A 16,097-nucleotide genomic window follows, 5' to 3' on the forward strand; every position below is an offset into this window, starting at 1 on the left:
CCGGGGGGGGCGCCCCCCCGCCCCGGGGGGGGGGGCGGCGGGGGGGGGGCCGGGGCCCCCCCCCGCGCCCCCCCCCCCCGGGGGGGGCGGGGGGGGCCCCCCCCGGGGGGGGGCGGGCCCCCCCGGCTCACCTCCGCCTGACGACGAGGACGCGCTGCAGGATCACGAAGACCAGCAGCAGCACGCCGATGACGATCTTCGTCCACCACGAGCTGAGGGTGCCCTCGAACGTGATGATCGTCTGGATGAGGCCCAGCACGAGCACGCCGAGCACGGACCCGAGCACGAAGCCCGTCCCGCCCGTGAGGAGCGTCCCGCCGATGACGACCGCCGCGATCGCGTCGAGCTCCATGCCGACGCCCGTGAGCGAGTAGCCGGACCGCGAGAACATCGCGAACAGCAGGCCGCCGATGCCGGCGCACGTGCCGCTCACCACGTACACGAGCACCTTCGTGCGCGCGACGGGCAGGCCCATGAGCATCGCCGACTGCTCGCCCCCGCCGATCGCGTAGACGGTGCGGCCGAACTGCGTGTAGTGGAGCACGTAGAACGCGATCGCGACGACGACGAGGGCGATGATGACCGCCGTCGTCAGGCGCCAGCCGTCGCCGATCTCCTGGCTCCAGCCCGCGAGCGCCACGAACGACTCGTTCGTGATCGGGATGGACTGGAGGCTGATGACGTAGCACAGGCCGCGCGCGAGGAACATCGCGGCGAGCGTCGCGATGAACGGCTGGATGTCGAACACGTGGACCATGAGCCCGACGGCGAGCCCCAGCACGGTGCCGATGAGGACCGCGATGACGAGCACCACCGCGACCGGCCACCCGCTCTGGAGGAGCGACGCCGTCGTGATGCCCGACAGCGCCACCACGGCACCTACGGAGAGGTCGATGCCGCCGGTGAGGATGACGAAGGTCATCCCGACCGCGAGCACGATGAGGAACGAGTTGTTGATGAACAGGTTGGAGATGACGCGGGCCGAGAGGAAGTTCTCGTACCGGCTCCCGCCCACGACGAGCATGAGCGCCAGCACCGCGAACGTGCCGAGGACCGGGAGGTAGCGCCGGTCGAGGCGCACGCGGCTCGTGAGTCGCTCGGTCATGGTCGGTCGGCCTCCGGGGGCGGCGGTCTCGGCGCCCCGGGGGTCGGGCGGAGAGGTCGGGGCAGGGGTCTGCACGGCGGACATCAGGCGCTCACCTCCGCGACCGCGGCGGCCGTCGGGGCCGCGCGACGTCGTCGGGCGGCGACCAGGTCGCGCACCTTCGGGGACTGCGCGAGGCAGACCGCGATGACGACGATCGCCTTGAACAGGGGCGTGACGGACGGCGAGATGCCGAGCATGGTCACCGTGAGGGTGAGCGTCTGGATGATGAGGACGCCGACCAGGGTGCCGGAGAGCGAGAACTTCCCGCCCGCGAGCGACGTGCCGCCGATGACGACGGCGAGGATCGCGTCGAGCTCGATGAAGAGCCCGGCGTTGTTGGCGTCGGCCGCCATGGTGCTCGAGGAGATCATGAGGCCGGCGAGGCCCGCGAAGAGGGCGCACACCGCGTAGACGGTCCAGATGATGCTGCGCGCCTTGACGCCCGCGAGGCGGCTCGCCTCGGGGTTGATCCCGACGGACTCGATGAGCATGCCGAGCGCGGTGCGGCGGGTGAGGAGCGCGACGGCCGCGAAGACGATCCCCGCGAGCACGACCGCCACGGGGACGCCGAACCAGAACCCGGACCCGATGGACTTGAACGGTGCGCTGTTGACCGTGGTGATCTGCCCGTTCGTGATGAGCATCGCGACGCCGCGGCCCGCGGTCATGAGCACGAGCGTCGCGATGATGGGCTGGATCCCGAGGACGGAGACGAGGAACCCGTTCCACACGCCGAGGACGAAGGACAGCGCGAGCGCGATCCCCACGGCGACGAGGACGGTCGTCAGGCTGTCCGGCGTGGGCGACGACGCGATGAAGCTCAGCGCGACGGCCCCGGAGATCGCGACCACCGCGCCGACCGACAGGTCGATGCCGCGCGTCGCGATGACGAGGGTCATGCCGAGCGCGACGAGCAGCAGCGGCGCACCGTTCTTCAGCAGGTTGACGAGCGACCCGAAGAGGTGCCCGTCCTGCAGCCGGATGGACAGGAAGCTCGGCCGGTTGACCGTGTTGACCGCCAGCAGCACGACCAGCGCGACGATCGGCCAGAAGAGCCGGTGCTGGACGACGCGCTGCCAGGCGGGTGCCGTGGTGCTCATGACTCCTGCCCTCCGCTCGCGATGAGCTCGACGACGTCCTCGACCGTGACGTCCTCGTCGTTGGTGATCTCCGCGACCTTGACGCGGTCGCGCATGACGGCGATGCGGTGGCTGAGCCGCAGCACCTCCTCGAGCTCGGCCGAGATGAACACGACCGACATGCCCTCGCCCGAGAGCTGGGCGACGAGCTTCTGGATCTCGGCCTTCGCCCCGACGTCGATGCCGCGCGTCGGCTCGTCGAGGATGAGGAGCTTGGGCGCCGTCGCGAGCCAGCGCGCGAGGAGCACCTTCTGCTGGTTGCCGCCCGAGAGGTTCCTGATGAGCGCGTCCGGGTTGGCGGGGCGGATCGCGAGCGCGCTGATGTACTTCTCGACGATCTCGTCGACCTGCTTGCGCGGCAGGCGCCGGGCCCACCCGCGCTCCGCCTGGAGCCCGAGCACGATGTTCTCGCGGATCGTCAGGTCGCCCACGATGCCCTCGGCCTTGCGGTGCTCCGAGGAGAACGCGATCTTGCGCTGCATCGCGCTGCGCGGCGTGCGCAGCCGGGCGAGCGCGCCGCCGATGCGGACCTGGCCGCTGTCCGCGCGGTCCGCGCCCGCGAGCAGGCGGGCGAGCTCGGTGCGGCCCGAGCCGAGGAGGCCCGCGAGCCCGACGACCTCGCCCGGGTAGACGTCGAGGTCGAACGGCTGCACCGAGCCCTTGCGGCCGACGCCGAGCGCCTGGACGAACGGCGTCGCGTCGCGGTCGGCGACCGAGCGCTTGGGCGCCTCCTCGAGCTCCTCGAGCACCTCGAGCGAGGTGCCGATCATCTTGGAGACGAGCTCGAGGCGCGGCAGCTCGGCGGTGACGTACTCGCCGACGAGCTTGCCGTTGCGCAGCACGGTCATGCGGTCGGAGATCTCGTACACCTGCTCGAGGAAGTGCGAGACGAAGAGGATCGCGACGCCCTCGTCGCGCAGGCGCCGCACGACGGCGAACAGCTGGGCGACCTCGTCCGCGTCGAGGCTGGACGTCGGCTCGTCGAGGATGAGCACCTTGCACTCGACGACGAGCGCGCGGCAGATCGCCACGAGCTGCTGCACGGCGAGGGAGTGGCTCGAGAGCGAGGACGCCGGGTCGATGTCGAGGTTGAGACGCGCGAGCATCTCCCCCGCCCGACGGCGCGTGGCCCGCCAGTCGATCGCACCGAGGCGGCGCGGCTCGTGGCCGAGCATGATGTTCTCGGCGACCGAGAGGTTCTCGCAGAGGTTGACCTCCTGGTACACCGGCGAGACGCCGGCGGCCTGGGCCTCGCCCGGGCCCGAGAACGTGTGCTCGGCGCCGTCGACGAGGATGCGACCGGAGTCGATCGAGTAGACGCCGGTGAGCGCCTTGATGAGCGTCGACTTGCCGGCGCCGTTCTCGCCCATGAGGGCGTGGACCTCTCCGGGCCGGAGCGTGAGGTCGACTCCGTCGAGCGCCTTGACGCCCGGGAACTCGATCGAGATCCCGGTCATCTCGACGACGGGCCGACCGTCGGGGACGGCGGTAGTCATGGGTGACCTTCCGTGCAGCGGTGGCGACGGGGCTGCCGGGCCCCGGGGCGCCTCAGGACGCCGGCGACGTCGGCAAGCCGGCGGTGGTGCGTCGGCCGCGCGCCGGGGAGACGTGCTCTCCCGGCGCGCGACCCGTCCGTGGTGGCGGGGCCGGTCGGCGTCGACCGGCCCCGCCGGGGCGGTGCGGAGCGGGTGCCCGGGTCGTCCCGGGCGGTCCGCTCGGCGCGCTCGGTGCGCTCAGTACTCGCGCGTCGGGAGCGCCTCGATCGCCTGCTCCTGCGTGAAGGACTCGTCCTTGACGACGATGCGCTTCTCGACCTCCTCGCCTGCGACGACCTTCTTGATGATGTCGGCCAGGTCCGGGCCGAGCAGCGGGTTGCACTCGACGATGAAGTTGATCTTGCCGTCGGCGAGCGCCTGCATGCCGTCCTTGACCGCGTCGACGGTGACGATCTTGATGTCCTCGCCCGGGACGAGACCGGCGGCCTCGATGGCCTCGATGGCGCCGAGGCCCATGTCGTCGTTGTGCGCGTAGACGAGGTCGATGTCGTCGTGCGCCTGGAGGAAGCCCTCCATGACCGTCTTGCCCTCGGCACGCGTGAAGTTGCCGGTCTGGGAGTCGATGATCGTCACGTTGGGGTTGTCCGCCGTGGCGTTCTCGAAGCCGGTCTTGCGATCGATCGCGGGCGCGGCGCCCGTGGTGCCCTGGAGCTCGACCACGTTGATGGGCTCGGTCGCGAGGTTCTCGGAGACCCAGTCACCGGCCATCTCGCCCTCGAGGACGAAGTCGGAGCCGATGAACGACTCGTAGAGGGTGTCGTCCTCGGAGTCGACCGCGCGGTCGGTGAGGATCACGGGGATGCCGGCCTGCTTGGCCTCCTCGAGCACGGCGTCCCAGCCGGACTCGACGACCGGGGAGAACGCGATGACGTCGACGCCCTGCGCGATGTAGGAGCGGATCGCCTGGATCTGGTTCTCCTGCTTCTGCTGCGCGTCGGAGAACTTGAGGTCGAAGCCGTTCTCGGCCGTGAGCGTGTCCTGGATGGACTTGGTGTTCGCCGCGCGCCAGCCGGACTCGGCGCCGACCTGCGAGAAGCCGACGGAGATCGTGTCGCCGCCACCGCCGCCGTCGCCGCCCGCGTCGTTGCTGCTGCCGTCCGTGCTGCCGCCCCCGCTGCTGCACGCCGCGAGCGCGAGGACCGCCACGCCGGCGAGGACACCCGTCAGACGCGTGCGCGCCTTGGTCGTGCTGAACATGCTCTCCTCCTTGAGATGCGACCCCGGCGCCGTGCCGAGGACCGTCGGTCGTGCCAGCCCCTCATCGGACTGTTGACTCTTGTTGATACATGTTTGCTTGTGTCAATGTCTAGCGGTGTCAGGCCCCCTCCCGCAAGCCCCCACCCGGCGTTCCACATCACCGTTCGGTAACCGTTTCGGTCACCGCTCGGCACTGCGACGTGCCCGTGGTGCGGAACGAGGCGAAGGGCGAGACCCTGGGCCCGCGGATGTGATCGCTCACACCCTCCCGAGAGACGATGTTAGCGCTCACACGGCTCCAGGGGAAGCCGCCGCCCCGTCACGGTTCGGTCACGGCCGTCAGCCAGGACCGGACCGTGCGGGGGCGGCTCCCCCGAGCCTCAGAGGCCCTGCGCGAGGCGGTAGTAGACCTGGTTCCACCGCACCTGGTCGCGGAAGCCCCGACGCGTCGTGCCCTCGTCGATGACCAGGAGCTCCGTGCGCGCGATGTCCGCGAAGACCTCGAACGCGTCGATCCCCGCGGCCGTCGAGAGCACCGTGTGGTGCGCGCCGCCCGCCGTCAGCCAGGCCTCCGCGGACGTCGCGAAGTCCGGCCGCGGCTCCCACACCGCGCGAGCCACGGGCAGGTGCGGCAGCGGCGCGCTCGGCGGGACGACGTCCACGACGTTCGCCGTGAGCCGGAAGCGGTCGCGCATGTCCGCGAGGGACACGACGACGCCGACGCCCGGGTCGGCGTCGAACACCATGCGGACCGGGTCCTCCTTGCCACCGATGCCGAGCGGGTGGATCTCGACCCGGGGCTTCGACGTCGTGAGCGACGGGCAGATCTCGAGCATGTGGGCGCCGAGGATCTTCTCGCTCCCGGGCGTGAGGTCGTAGGTGTAGTCCTCCATGAGCGACGCGCCGCCGGGCAGCCCTGCGCCCATGACCTTCGCGGCGCGCACGAGCACGGCCGTCTTCCAGTCGCCCTCGGCCCCGAACCCGTAGCCCTTGGACATGAGGCGCTGCACGGCGATGCCGGGGAGCTGGCGCAGGTCGCCCAGGTCCTCGAAGTTCGTCGTGAACGCCTTGGCGCCCACGGACTCGAGGAACGTCTCGAGCGCGATCTCCTGCCGGGCGGCATACCGCAGCGAGGCGTGCCGGTCGCCGTCCTTGCGCAGCTCGGGGACCACGTCGTAGAGGTCCTCGTACTCCGCGACGAGCGCGTCGACATCGGCCTCGGAGACCTCCTCGACCGCGCGCACGAGGTCGTTCACTCCCCACGTGTTCACGCTCACACCGAACCGGAGCTCCGCCTCGGTCTTGTCGCCCTCCGTCACCGCGACGTTGCGCATGTTGTCGCCGAAGCGCGCGAGGCGCAGCTCGTGCGTCGCCGCCCACCCGGCGGCACCGCGCACCCACGAGCCGACGCGCGCCGTCACGGCCGGGTTCGAGACGTGCCCGACGACCGTCGTGCGCGCCACCCCGAGCCGCGTCGCGACGTACGCGTACTCGCGGTCGCCGTGCGCGGCCTGGTTGAGGTTCATGAAGTCGAAGTCGATCGTGTCCCACGGCAGCTCGACGTTCGCCTGCGTGTGCAGGTGCAGGAGCGGCTTGCGGAGCTGGTCGAGACCACCGATCCACATCTTCGCGGGGCTGAACGTGTGCATCCACGTCACGACGCCGAGCACGCGGTCGTCGGCGTTGGCGTCGAGCATCGCGCGGCGGATCGCGCCGGCGTCCTTGAGGACGGGCTTCCAGACGACGGTGGCCGGGACGTCCGGCGACGCGTCGAGGGCGCGCGCGACCTCCTGCGACTGCTCGGCGACCTGCCGCAGCGTCTCCTCTCCGTACAGGTCCTGGCTACCGGTGAGGAACCAGATCTCGCGGTCCGCGTAGGGCTTGCTCATGTCGGTCCATCTCTCGTGTCGTGGGCGAGGGCCGCACCGCTGCGGTCCTGTCCCGATGGTCGTGCTGCGTGTCGTGCCGGGTGCGCCGCCAGGCCCGGACGACCGGGTCGGGGCGGCCCGCCGGTCAGCGCGCGGGCTGCTGCCCGTAGACGTGCTGGTAGCGCGCGTAGAGCGCGTCGACGTCGTCCTGCGCGATGCGCGTGGGCTCGCCGAGCTGGCGGCTGACGTGCACGGTGCGGGCGACCTCCTCGCACATGACGGCCGCCTTGACCGCCGCGCGCGCGTCCTTGCCGATGGTGAACGGGCCGTGGTTGCGCATGAGGACCGCGGGGCTGCGCGACTCGCGCAGCGTCTCGACGATGCCGCGCCCGATCGAGTCGTCCCCGATGAGCGCGAACGGCCCCACGGGGATGTCGCCCCCGAACTCGTCGGCCATCATCGTCAGGACGCACGGCACCGGCTCGCCGCGCGCGGCCCAGGCCGTCGCGTAGGTCGAGTGCGTGTGCACCACCCCGCCCACCTCGGGCAGGTGGCGGTACACGTACGCGTGCGCCGCCGTGTCCGACGACGGCGACCGGTCGCCCTCGACGAGGGCCCCGTCGAGGTCGCACACGACCATCGCGCCGGGGGTGATGTCGTCGTACGCGACGCCCGACGGCTTGATGACGAGCAGGTCGCCCGCGCCGTCGGGACGCGTGGCGTCCCGGACGCGCTCGGACACGTTGCCCGCCGTCCACACGACGAGCTCCCAACGGGGCAGCTCGGCGTGCAGCGCGGCGACGCGCTCCTTGGCGGCGTCGACGGCGTCGCGCAGGTGCGCGGGCACCGCCGGGACGGCGGGGCGCGCGGCCGTCCCGTCCGGGGCGGGGGTGGGCGTGCTCATGCGAGGTCCTCTCCATCGGTACGGGTGGGCAGCGCTGTCACCGCGGCGCGTTCCACGGCGAGGCCGGCCGCGTACCGCTCGAGGTACGCGGCGAAGCCGGCGACGTCCGCGGGGTCGGGCTCGACCGTCACCGTCTCGGCCGTCGCGAAGACGTGCTCGCGCAGGTACGCGCCGAGGTCGAGGGCGGCGGCACCGTCCGTCGAGCCGGACGCGGCGCCCGACGACGCCCGGTCGCGCGCGTAGCCCGCGAGGACCGCGATGCCCCACGCACCGCCCTCGCCCGCCGTGCGCCCGACGCTCACCGGCGCGCCGATCGCGGCGGCGAGCAGCCGCTGCGCGACGCCCGCGGTACGGAACATCCCGCCGTGGGCGAGCATCCCGTCGATCCGGACGCCCTCCCCCGCGAGCACGCGCATCCCGAGCGCGAGGGTCCCGAACGCGCCGTACACCTGCGCCCGCGCGAAGTTGGCGAGCGTCAGGCGGCTGCCGGGCGTGCGGACGACGAGGGGCCGCCCCTCGTCGAGCCCGGTGATCGGCTCCCCGGCCAGGTAGTTGTACGCGAGCAGCCCGCCGCCGTCGGCGTCGCCGTCGAGCGCGGCGCGGAACAGCGCGCCGAAGACGTCGTCCGGGTTCGCGGTGCTGCCGACGGCCGCGGCGAGCTCGCCGAGCAGGCCGGCCCACGCGTCGAGCTCGCTCGCGCCGTTGTTGCAGTGGACCATCGCGACGAGGTCGCCCGCCGGCGTCGTGACGAGGTCGAGCTCGTGGTGCACGGCGGCGAGCGGACCCTCGAGCACGACCATCGCGAAGATGCTCGTGCCCGCGCTGACGTTGCCCGTGCGCGGCGCGACGGCGTTCGTCGCGACCATGCCCGTGCCCGCGTCGCCCTCGGGCGGGCACAGCAGGACGCCGGGCTCCAACGACCCGGTGGGGTCGAGCCAGGCCGCGCCCTCGGCGGTCAGGCGCCCGGCGTCCTCGCCCGCGACGAGGACGTCCGGCAGCAGCTCGGCGAGCTTCGGCCCGGCCCGGTGCGTCGCGGCGCGCTCGTCCACGAGCGCGAGGAGCGCGTGGTCGTAGTCGCGCGTCACCGGGTCGACCGGGAACATGCCGGACGCGTCGCCGACGCCGAGCACGTGACGGCCCGTGAGGCGCCGGTGCACGTACCCGGCGAGCGTCGTGAGCGACGCGACGCGCGCCGCGTGGGGCTCGGCGTCGAGGATCGCCTGGTACCAGTGCGCGACCGACCAGCGCAGCGGGACGTTGTACCCGAGCAGCCCGGTGAGCTCGGCGGCGGCCGGACCGGTCGACGTGTTGCGCCACGTGCGGAACGGGACGAGCAGCTCGCCGTCGGCGTCGAACGCGAGGTAGCCGTGCATCATCGCGGAGACGCCGAGCGCCCCGTACGTCGTGGGACGCACGCCGTACCGCTCCTCGACGTCGGCCACGAGGCGCGCGTAGCACTCGCGCAGCCCGGTCTCGACGGCGTCGAGCGGGTACGTCCACGTGCCGTCCTCGAACCGGTTCTCCCACGCGTGGCTCCCGCTCGCGAGCGGCGTGCCGTCGCCGTCCACGAGGCACGCCTTGATCCGCGTCGACCCGAGCTCGATCCCGAGCGCGGTGTCCCCCGCCACGACGGCCGCCCGTCGGCGCCCGACCTCGTCCTGCTGCACCATTGCTGCTTCTCCTCGTCGCGGCGTCGCGCCTCGGTCGTTGAGTGTCCCTCGAATGTTAGCGCTCACAACCGGCGAGGCCAACTCCCCTCCGCGCGCCCGCCGGGAGGGGCACGCGGTCAGTCGCGCGGCGTGCCCGTGCTCTCGCGCACCATGAGCTCGGGCGGGATCGAGACGGGGCGGACCGTGGCGCCTGCCAGCGCGTCGATCATCATCCCCATGCACCGGCGCCCCAAGGACCCGAACGGCTGACGCACCGTCGTCAGCGGCGGGATGAAGTGGCCCGCCCCCGCGACGTCGTCGAACCCGACCACCGAGACGTCCGCCGGCACCCGCACGCCCTGCTCCCAGAACGCGCGCAGCAGGCCGAGCGCGAGCTGGTCGTTGCCCGCGAACACCGCCGTCGGGCCGTCGCCCGCGCGGACCGCGGCCGCGAGCTCGCGCCCGACGGCGTACCCACGGTCCGACGACCAGTCGCCCCGCACCGGCTCGGGCACCGGGGCGTCGTGCTCCTCGAGCGCGGCGCGCCACCCCGTCTCGCGCTCGCGCGCGTCGAACCAGTCGAGCGGCCCCGACAGGTGGAGGACCGTGCGGTGGCCGAGCCCGAGCAGGTGCTCCGTCGCGACCCGGGCACCCAGCCGCTGGTCCACGGCGATGGAGAGGATCGCCCCGGGCGCGCCGAGCGCCCCGGCCCCGGGGCGCACGACGTCGGTCGCCTCGCCGTCCGCGGGCAGGTCGCGCGCGGCGATCATGATGACGGGGACGGGCGCGCGGAACGAGTCCACCGCCGCCGCGACGTCCGTCTGCGGCGCGATGACCACGATGCCCTCGACGCCCTGGTCCATGAAGTGCTCGAGCACGCGGTGCATCGTGTCGGCGTCGTAGCGCCGGATCGTCGCGACGCTCACGAAGTAGCCCTGCTCGCGCGCGGCCTCCTCGACCGCGATGAGGGTCGACGTCGGCCCGTACAGCGCGGAGCCGGTGGTGACCACGCCGATCGTGCCCGAGCGCATCGTGACGAGCGCGCGCGCCGCGCTGTTGCGGCGGTAGCCGAGCGTCGCGATCGCGTCGAGGACGCGGTCGCGGGTCTCGGGCCGCACGCTCGGGTGGTCGTTGAGCACGCGGGACACCGTCTGGTGCGAGACGCCGGCGAGCCGCGCGACGTCCGACATCGCGGGCGGGCGCGTGCGGGGCGACGGCCCGTCGCTCACGACCCGGCCCCCTCGGTCCCCGCGCGCGGCGCCGGGGCGTCCGCGAGCGCCGCCGCAAGCTCGGCCGAACGGTCGCGCGCGGCCTCGAGCGCGTCGAGGAACGCCGCGCGCACCCCGCCCGCGTCGAGACGGCGCAGGGCCGCGACCGTCGTGCCGCCCGGCGACGAGACGCGCTCGCGCGCGATCGCCGGGTGCTCGCCCGTCTCGCGCAGCATCGTGGCCGCGCCGTGCACGGTCGCGGTCGCGAGCTCGAGCGCCGTCGCGCGCGTGAGGCCGAGCAGCACCCCCGCCTCGGCGAGCGCGTCGATGACGTAGAAGACGTAGGCGGGCCCGGAGCCGGAGAGCGCGCCGACGGCGTCCTGGTCCTTCTCCGCGACGCGCACGACGAGGCCCGTCGCGGCGAGCAGCCGCTCGACGAGCGCGACGACGTCGTCGTCCGCGGCGCGGCCGCCGCTCACGGCGCTCACGCCGGCGCCGACGACGGACGGCGTGTTCGGCATGACCCGCACGACGGCGGTGCCCGCGGGCAGCCGCTCCTCGTAGAAGGAGGTCGGGAGGCCGACGACGACGCTCACGACGACCGCCCCCGCGCCCACCGCGTCGTGGACCTCGGCGAGCAGCGCGCCGACGTCCTTCGGCTTCACGGCGACGACGACGACCCCGGCGCCGCGCACGGCCTCGACGTTGTCGCGCGACGTCCGGACGCCGTGGCGCGCGGCGAGCTCCTCGGCGCGCTCGGGCCGGCGGACCGTCGCGACGACGTCGTCGGGACGCCACCCCGACGCGAGCGCACCCGCGAGGACGGTCTCGCCCATGACGCCCGTGCCGAGGACGGCGAGCCGGGGCGCGGGCGGGGTCGGCAGGTCGGTCATGGACGATCAGCTCCCGGTGGTCGGTGAAGGGCATTCTCGCGCACCCGGAGGGTGCGGGCCGTCGCGGGGGCGCCGCGGCTCAGAGCGGGAAGGCGGCGTAGACGTCGGCCACGACGTCGGCGGGCCCCGTCGCCTGGAGGACGGCCGTGTCGTTGCGCCACGTGACGGTGGCCCGGCCGTCGCCCGCGTCGGTCACGGCGTACCGGCCCGCGACCTCCCCGGCGACCTCGACGTCGCCCTCGTCCGTGGGGGTGCCCGCCGCGGCGACGAGGTCGTCCGCGGCGGCCTCCGCCTCCGCGGACGTCGGCCACTGGCCCGCGACGACGGTGACCCGGGTCGCGTCGTCCCCCTCGCCGTCGGCGTACTCGAGCTGGTACGCCTCGAGGGCGCGCGCGGCGGTCCACGCGTCCGTCGCCGAGTCGCTGCGCAGCACGAGGTCGAGCACGGAGTCCGGGAGCGCCTGCGCGAACGCGGTCGTGCCGGTGCGTGCCACGGGCTCGAGCGTCGGCGTCGGCGGGTCGGCGGTGACGGTGACCGTCGGCTCGGGGTCCGCCCCGGCGTCCGAGCGGGCGAAACCCGGCCACACCCAGGCGAGGAGCGCCAGCACGAGGCCCACGACGACCAGGAGGCCGACCAGCACGACGAGCCGTCGGCGCCGGTACACCGCCGCCGACGGGGGGCGGGAGTGCCGCCGGTCCCGCGCGCCCGTCGCGTCGACGGGGCGGCGGGGACCCGACGGACCCGCCGCGCCCGCCCTCGCCCCTGGGCGCGCCGGGGTGGCGGCCCGTCCTGGCGTGCCCCCGCCGGGCGGCTGGCTCATCGCGCGCACCTCTCTGCTCTGGGTGGTCCTCGTGGGCCGCCGACCCTCCGGGCCGTGGCCCCGGGGCCCCGCGGCCCAGCGTAGGACGCGCGCGTGCCCGAACCCCCGCGATGGCGCGGGGTGTCGGGCACGCGCCGGGCGGGTTCACCCGCCCGTCGTCACTGTCGTCCGCAGCCCAGCCCGGTGTGCTCCGCCGTCGTCTCCGACGTGACCGCCGCGCCGTCGACCGTCGCGGCCGCCCGGACGACGACGCCGCCCGCCGGGACGTCCGCCGCGCGCACCGCGAACGACTGGTACGCGCTCCGACCCGGGGCGACGGCGGGGAACTCGCGCGTGCCGTAGGGGGTCTCGACGACCAGGTCGACCGGGCCGTCGTGCTCGTGGCTCGCGACGACCGCGACGTACGCCTTCCCGGCGAGGCAGCGCGGCTGCGCCGTCACCGTGACGGGGAGGTCCGGCCCGGGGCCGCCCGTGCCCGGGTCGTCCGCGAACACGCGCCACTCCGTGACCGCGACGGCGGAGTACGTGCTGCCGTTGCCGTTCGCCGTGAACGTCGCCCGCAGCCGCGACGTGGTGACCGGGTCGAAGGCGACCGTGTTGAAGGCGGTCGTGCTCGTGCCGTACCCGGAGGGGTTCGCCACCGGAGCCCACGCCTGCGCCGCCTCGTCCCAGTACTCGAGCGCCCACGCGTCGGGGCGGACGACGCCGTCCCCGGTGCCCGGGTTCGAGTCCCGCCAGAACTTCAGCTCGGCGCCCGTGAGGCGGACGGGCCGGGACCAGTCGTACCGGACCCACTGGGTGGCCGGGCGCGTCCCGGACCACGTGCCCCAGATCTGGGCCTGGCTCGGGTTCGCCGGGTCGGCGCCGTCGTTGAGCGCGCCCACGCTGTTCCACCCGGCGGTGTACGACGCGCTCGCCGTCGCGATCGACGCGACGTTCCCCGTGAGCGGGCCGGAGACGTCCGCCGGGACGGTGACGACCTTCGGCGTCTCCGCGTTGCCCGCCGCGTCCACCGCGCGGAACGACACGCGGTGCTGGTTCGTGTCCGGCGGGGCCACCGGACCGTCGTACGTCCGCCACGCCCCGGTGCCGATCGCGTACTCGACGCGCGCGACGCCCGAGGTCGCGTCGGTCGCCGTGACCGTCACGGTGCGCGCCGCGGCGTCGAGCACGCCGCTGCTGACCGGCGCCACCCGGTCGATCCGCACGTCGAGCGACACCTCCTCGGAGAGGTTGCCCGCGCGGTCCGCGGCCGTCGCCACGACACGGTGCTCGCCGTCCCCGGCCACCGCGACCTCGGCCGTCCGCACCGGGTCCGTGACGACGGGCGCACCGTCGTCGACACGCGTGGTGAGCACCACGCGCCCGCCCGAGTCGTCGGTGCCGTCGACGCGCACGCGCACGTCCGAGCGGAACCAGCCGCCGCTGCCCGCGCTGCCGAGCGGCGTGAGGGTGAGCGTCGGGGGCGTCTCGTCGCCCGGTGCCGGCTCCGCCGGGACCACCGTGACGCCCGTCGTCACCCGTCCGCCCGCGTACCCGAGCACCGACCCGTCGACCGTGAACGCGCCCGGGGCGGCGACGTCGTCGGCCCCGACGGCGTCCCAGAACGCCGGGACGTGGAGCGTCTCCCCGTCGGGGTAGGTCACCGGGACGGTCCTGGGCAGGTCCGTCTCGCCCACCTCGACCGTCGCGCCGGGCGGCTCGACGGCGGCGGGCTGCTCCGCCAGGACCTTCCACTCCTCGACGGCCACCGCCGAGTAGGTGCTGCCGTTGGTCGAGGCGTCGAGGACCGCGCGCACCTGGGTCGTCGTGACCGGCTCGAACGTCGTCTCCTGGAAGCCGTTCGTCCCGGTGCCGTAGCCGCTCGGGTCGCGCACGTCGACCCACGCGCCGCCGTCGGCCGCGTCCCAGTACTGGATGCGCCACGACGCGGGCGCCGCGACGCCGACGCCCGTGCCCTGCGGCTGGTCGTTCCAGAACTCGATCTGCGAGCCCGCGACCCGCACCGGCTGGTCCCACGTGTACTGGACCCACTGCTGGGCCGGGTTGTTCCCCGTCCACGTGCCCCACATGTCCGGGGGCAGCGGGTTCGGCCGCACGATCTCGTCGTTGAGCGCCTTCTTCCAGTACTGCGTCGGCACGGGCTCGTTGGAGACCGTGACCGTCGCCTCCTGCGCGACGTTCGCGCGCGGGGTCGTGTCCCGGACCTTCTCCGGCGTCGTGACGACCTGCTTCATCCGCGGCGGCGACTGCGTGTCGTCCCACTCGACCCGGTCGATCGCGACGGAGCGGCGGAAGTGGTTGCCGCCCTCGGCGTCCGCGGTGTGGTACGCGATCCACCACTCGCCGTCGAACTCGAGGATGCCCGGGTGGCTCGTGGTGGAGGACACCGGGGCGAGGACCGTGCCGCGGTAGGTCCACGGACCCTCCGGCGACGACGCCGTGCCGTACGCGATGCACGCGTGGTAGCTGGCGGGGGTGCACGCGGACGTCGGGCCGGCGTCGTTCCCCGCGTAGGCCATGTAGTAGGTGCCCTCGCGCTCGAACGCCCACGCCGCCTCGAAGAAGCCGGTGAGGCCCGTGACCGTGCGGACCTGGCCGACCGGCGTTCTCATGTCCCGGCCCAGCTCGAGCATGCGCAGGTTCGAGAAGCTGCCCCACCAGACGTAGACGCGGGCGTCGTCGCCCTCGCCGTCCACGAGGACCGTCGGGTCGATGTTGTGGATCGTGTTCGGCGTCGGGACGCGCTGGGAGATGATCGGAGCGCCCACGTGGTCCTTCCAGGGGCCCGTCGGGGACTCCGAGACCGCGACGCCGATGCCGAACGCGTCGCTCGCCGGGCTGTCCGCCTCGTGCACGGGGACGTACCAGTAGTAGCGCCCGTCCACGCCCTGCACGACCTGGCCCGCGTAGGCGCGCCCCGGCGTCGCCCAGTCGAAGACCTCCTCCGGGCGCATGAGGGACGGGTGGTGCGTCCACTCTCCCGCGTCGACGTCGCTCGTCACGAACGCACCCCACTCGTTCATGATGAAGTCGTTCTGCCGCGGACCGGCCTCGTCGTGGCCGGTGTAGACGTAGAGCTGGTCGGCGCCCGTGGCGTTCCCGGGCGCGCCCGCGGGCACGACGAGCGGGGCCGGGTCGGCCGAGTAGTAGCTCCCGTCCCCGAGGATCGGGTTCTCCGTGCTCGTGAACGTGGAGGGCTCCGCCGCCGTGGCGGCCGGGGCCGTGGTCGCGGCGATCCCGGTGAGCGCGAGGGCGCCGCCCACGACGCTCGCGACGACCCCCCGCGCGGGGCTCCGCCCGCGGGAGGGCCGGGTGCTGGTCCTGTCGGTCATGGGCTGGTCTCCTGACGGTCGGGCCGCGTCGGCGCGGCCTGCGGGTCCTGCGTGGAGGTCGTGCGCCCCGGGAGTTCCCTCGGCCCCCGGGGCGCACGGTCGTGGAGCCCGTGCCGGCGGGCAGGGCGGACGGTCCGACGGTCGGTACGGGCGTGCGGGACGGCGGTGACGCCCCCGTGGGCGGGGGTCGGACGCGTCACCGCCGGGCACCGCCGTGGCGGTCCCGTGGTCAGGTGGCGGGCGGGCCGAGAGCGGCTCGCACCGCGGCGGTGCGTGGTGCGGGCCGTCGTCGCGCTCGCGTCGTCACGGGCGTCCACCTCTCGTCGTCGAGCCGGTCGTCGTGCCGACCATGCCACAGACGGAAACCGCTTCGCAATGGTT

Annotated in this window: 11 protein-coding genes; all 11 read right to left on the reverse strand. The window is 74.0% G+C overall.

Features of this window, described 5'->3' with window-relative positions; translation table 11 throughout:
* Positions 1–127: 127 nt before the first annotated feature.
* The 11 genes from yjfF to ABIE39_RS16575 all read right to left on the reverse strand — a co-directional run bounded on the left by yjfF (position 128) and on the right by ABIE39_RS16575 (position 15,716).
* On the reverse strand, positions 128–1,105 hold the full coding sequence (gene yjfF, locus ABIE39_RS16525) for a galactofuranose ABC transporter, permease protein YjfF (RefSeq protein WP_074809335.1): 978 nt from the start codon (positions 1,103–1,105) through the stop codon (positions 128–130).
* An 83-nt stretch (positions 1,106–1,188) separates the two neighbouring features.
* Positions 1,189–2,247, reverse strand: coding sequence for an ABC transporter permease (locus tag ABIE39_RS16530; protein WP_354052646.1), 1,059 nt, complete (start codon positions 2,245–2,247; stop codon positions 1,189–1,191).
* Positions 2,244–3,782: a sugar ABC transporter ATP-binding protein gene (locus ABIE39_RS16535; RefSeq protein ID WP_354052648.1), complete on the reverse strand. Its 1,539-nt coding sequence runs from the start codon at positions 3,780–3,782 to the stop codon at positions 2,244–2,246. Before ABIE39_RS16535 ends, ABIE39_RS16530 begins: the two co-directional genes overlap by 4 nt.
* 237 nt (positions 3,783–4,019) lie before the next feature.
* Positions 4,020–5,039: an ABC transporter substrate-binding protein gene (locus ABIE39_RS16540; RefSeq protein ID WP_031315144.1), complete on the reverse strand. Its 1,020-nt coding sequence runs from the start codon at positions 5,037–5,039 to the stop codon at positions 4,020–4,022.
* 380 nt (positions 5,040–5,419) lie between these two features.
* The gene (gene araA, locus ABIE39_RS16545; RefSeq protein WP_175007725.1) at positions 5,420–6,928 is read right to left on the reverse strand and encodes an L-arabinose isomerase; all 1,509 of its coding nucleotides are present in this window, start codon (positions 6,926–6,928) and stop codon (positions 5,420–5,422) included.
* Positions 6,929–7,052: 124 nt separating this feature from the next.
* On the reverse strand, positions 7,053–7,811 hold the full coding sequence (locus tag ABIE39_RS16550) for an L-ribulose-5-phosphate 4-epimerase (RefSeq protein WP_354052650.1): 759 nt from the start codon (positions 7,809–7,811) through the stop codon (positions 7,053–7,055).
* On the reverse strand, positions 7,808–9,481 hold the full coding sequence (locus ABIE39_RS16555) for a xylulokinase (protein WP_354052652.1): 1,674 nt from the start codon (positions 9,479–9,481) through the stop codon (positions 7,808–7,810). The genes ABIE39_RS16550 and ABIE39_RS16555 overlap by 4 nt, the downstream gene beginning before the upstream one ends.
* A 116-nt stretch (positions 9,482–9,597) precedes the next feature.
* Positions 9,598–10,650 carry a LacI family DNA-binding transcriptional regulator gene (locus ABIE39_RS16560; protein ID WP_175007801.1) on the reverse strand — a complete coding sequence of 351 codons (1,053 nt, stop codon included), beginning with the start codon at positions 10,648–10,650 and terminating at the stop codon, positions 9,598–9,600.
* 35 nt (positions 10,651–10,685) lie between these two features.
* A complete protein-coding gene (gene proC, locus ABIE39_RS16565) occupies positions 10,686–11,561 on the reverse strand; it encodes a pyrroline-5-carboxylate reductase (RefSeq protein WP_354052654.1) in 876 nt (291 codons plus the stop codon).
* Between the two features lie 79 nt (positions 11,562–11,640).
* Positions 11,641–12,381 (reverse strand): hypothetical protein, encoded by a 741-nt coding sequence (locus tag ABIE39_RS16570; RefSeq protein WP_186810330.1) that lies wholly within the window; start codon positions 12,379–12,381, stop codon positions 11,641–11,643.
* Between the two features lie 158 nt (positions 12,382–12,539).
* Positions 12,540–15,716, reverse strand: coding sequence for a family 43 glycosylhydrolase (locus tag ABIE39_RS16575; RefSeq protein WP_354052656.1), 3,177 nt, complete (start codon positions 15,714–15,716; stop codon positions 12,540–12,542).
* Positions 15,717–16,097: the final 381 nt, after the last annotated feature.

The sequence above is a fragment of the Cellulosimicrobium sp. 4261 genome, from assembly GCF_040546915.1.
Taxonomy (GTDB): Bacteria; Actinomycetota; Actinomycetes; order Actinomycetales; family Cellulomonadaceae; genus Cellulosimicrobium; species Cellulosimicrobium cinnabarinum.

Bases quoted from the DNA above. Each gene is read 5' to 3' on its own strand.
- ABIE39_RS16530 (WP_354052646.1), bottom strand. From the start codon at position 2,247: ATGAGCACCACGGCACCCGCCTGGCAGCGCGTCGTCCAGCACCGGCTC.
- ABIE39_RS16575 (WP_354052656.1), bottom strand. From the start codon at position 15,716: ATGACCGACAGGACCAGCACCCGGCCCTCCCGCGGGCGGAGCCCCGCG.
- ABIE39_RS16540 (WP_031315144.1), bottom strand. From the start codon at position 5,039: ATGTTCAGCACGACCAAGGCGCGCACGCGTCTGACGGGTGTCCTCGCC.
- ABIE39_RS16570 (WP_186810330.1), bottom strand. From the start codon at position 12,381: ATGAGCCAGCCGCCCGGCGGGGGCACGCCAGGACGGGCCGCCACCCCG.
- ABIE39_RS16555 (WP_354052652.1), bottom strand. From the start codon at position 9,481: ATGGTGCAGCAGGACGAGGTCGGGCGCCGACGGGCGGCCGTCGTGGCG.
- yjfF (WP_074809335.1), bottom strand. From the start codon at position 1,105: ATGACCGAGCGACTCACGAGCCGCGTGCGCCTCGACCGGCGCTACCTC.
- araA (WP_175007725.1), bottom strand. From the start codon at position 6,928: ATGAGCAAGCCCTACGCGGACCGCGAGATCTGGTTCCTCACCGGTAGC.
- ABIE39_RS16560 (WP_175007801.1), bottom strand. From the start codon at position 10,650: ATGTCGGACGTCGCGCGGCTCGCCGGCGTCTCGCACCAGACGGTGTCC.
- ABIE39_RS16550 (WP_354052650.1), bottom strand. From the start codon at position 7,811: ATGAGCACGCCCACCCCCGCCCCGGACGGGACGGCCGCGCGCCCCGCC.
- ABIE39_RS16535 (WP_354052648.1), bottom strand. From the start codon at position 3,782: ATGACTACCGCCGTCCCCGACGGTCGGCCCGTCGTCGAGATGACCGGG.
- proC (WP_354052654.1), bottom strand. From the start codon at position 11,561: ATGACCGACCTGCCGACCCCGCCCGCGCCCCGGCTCGCCGTCCTCGGC.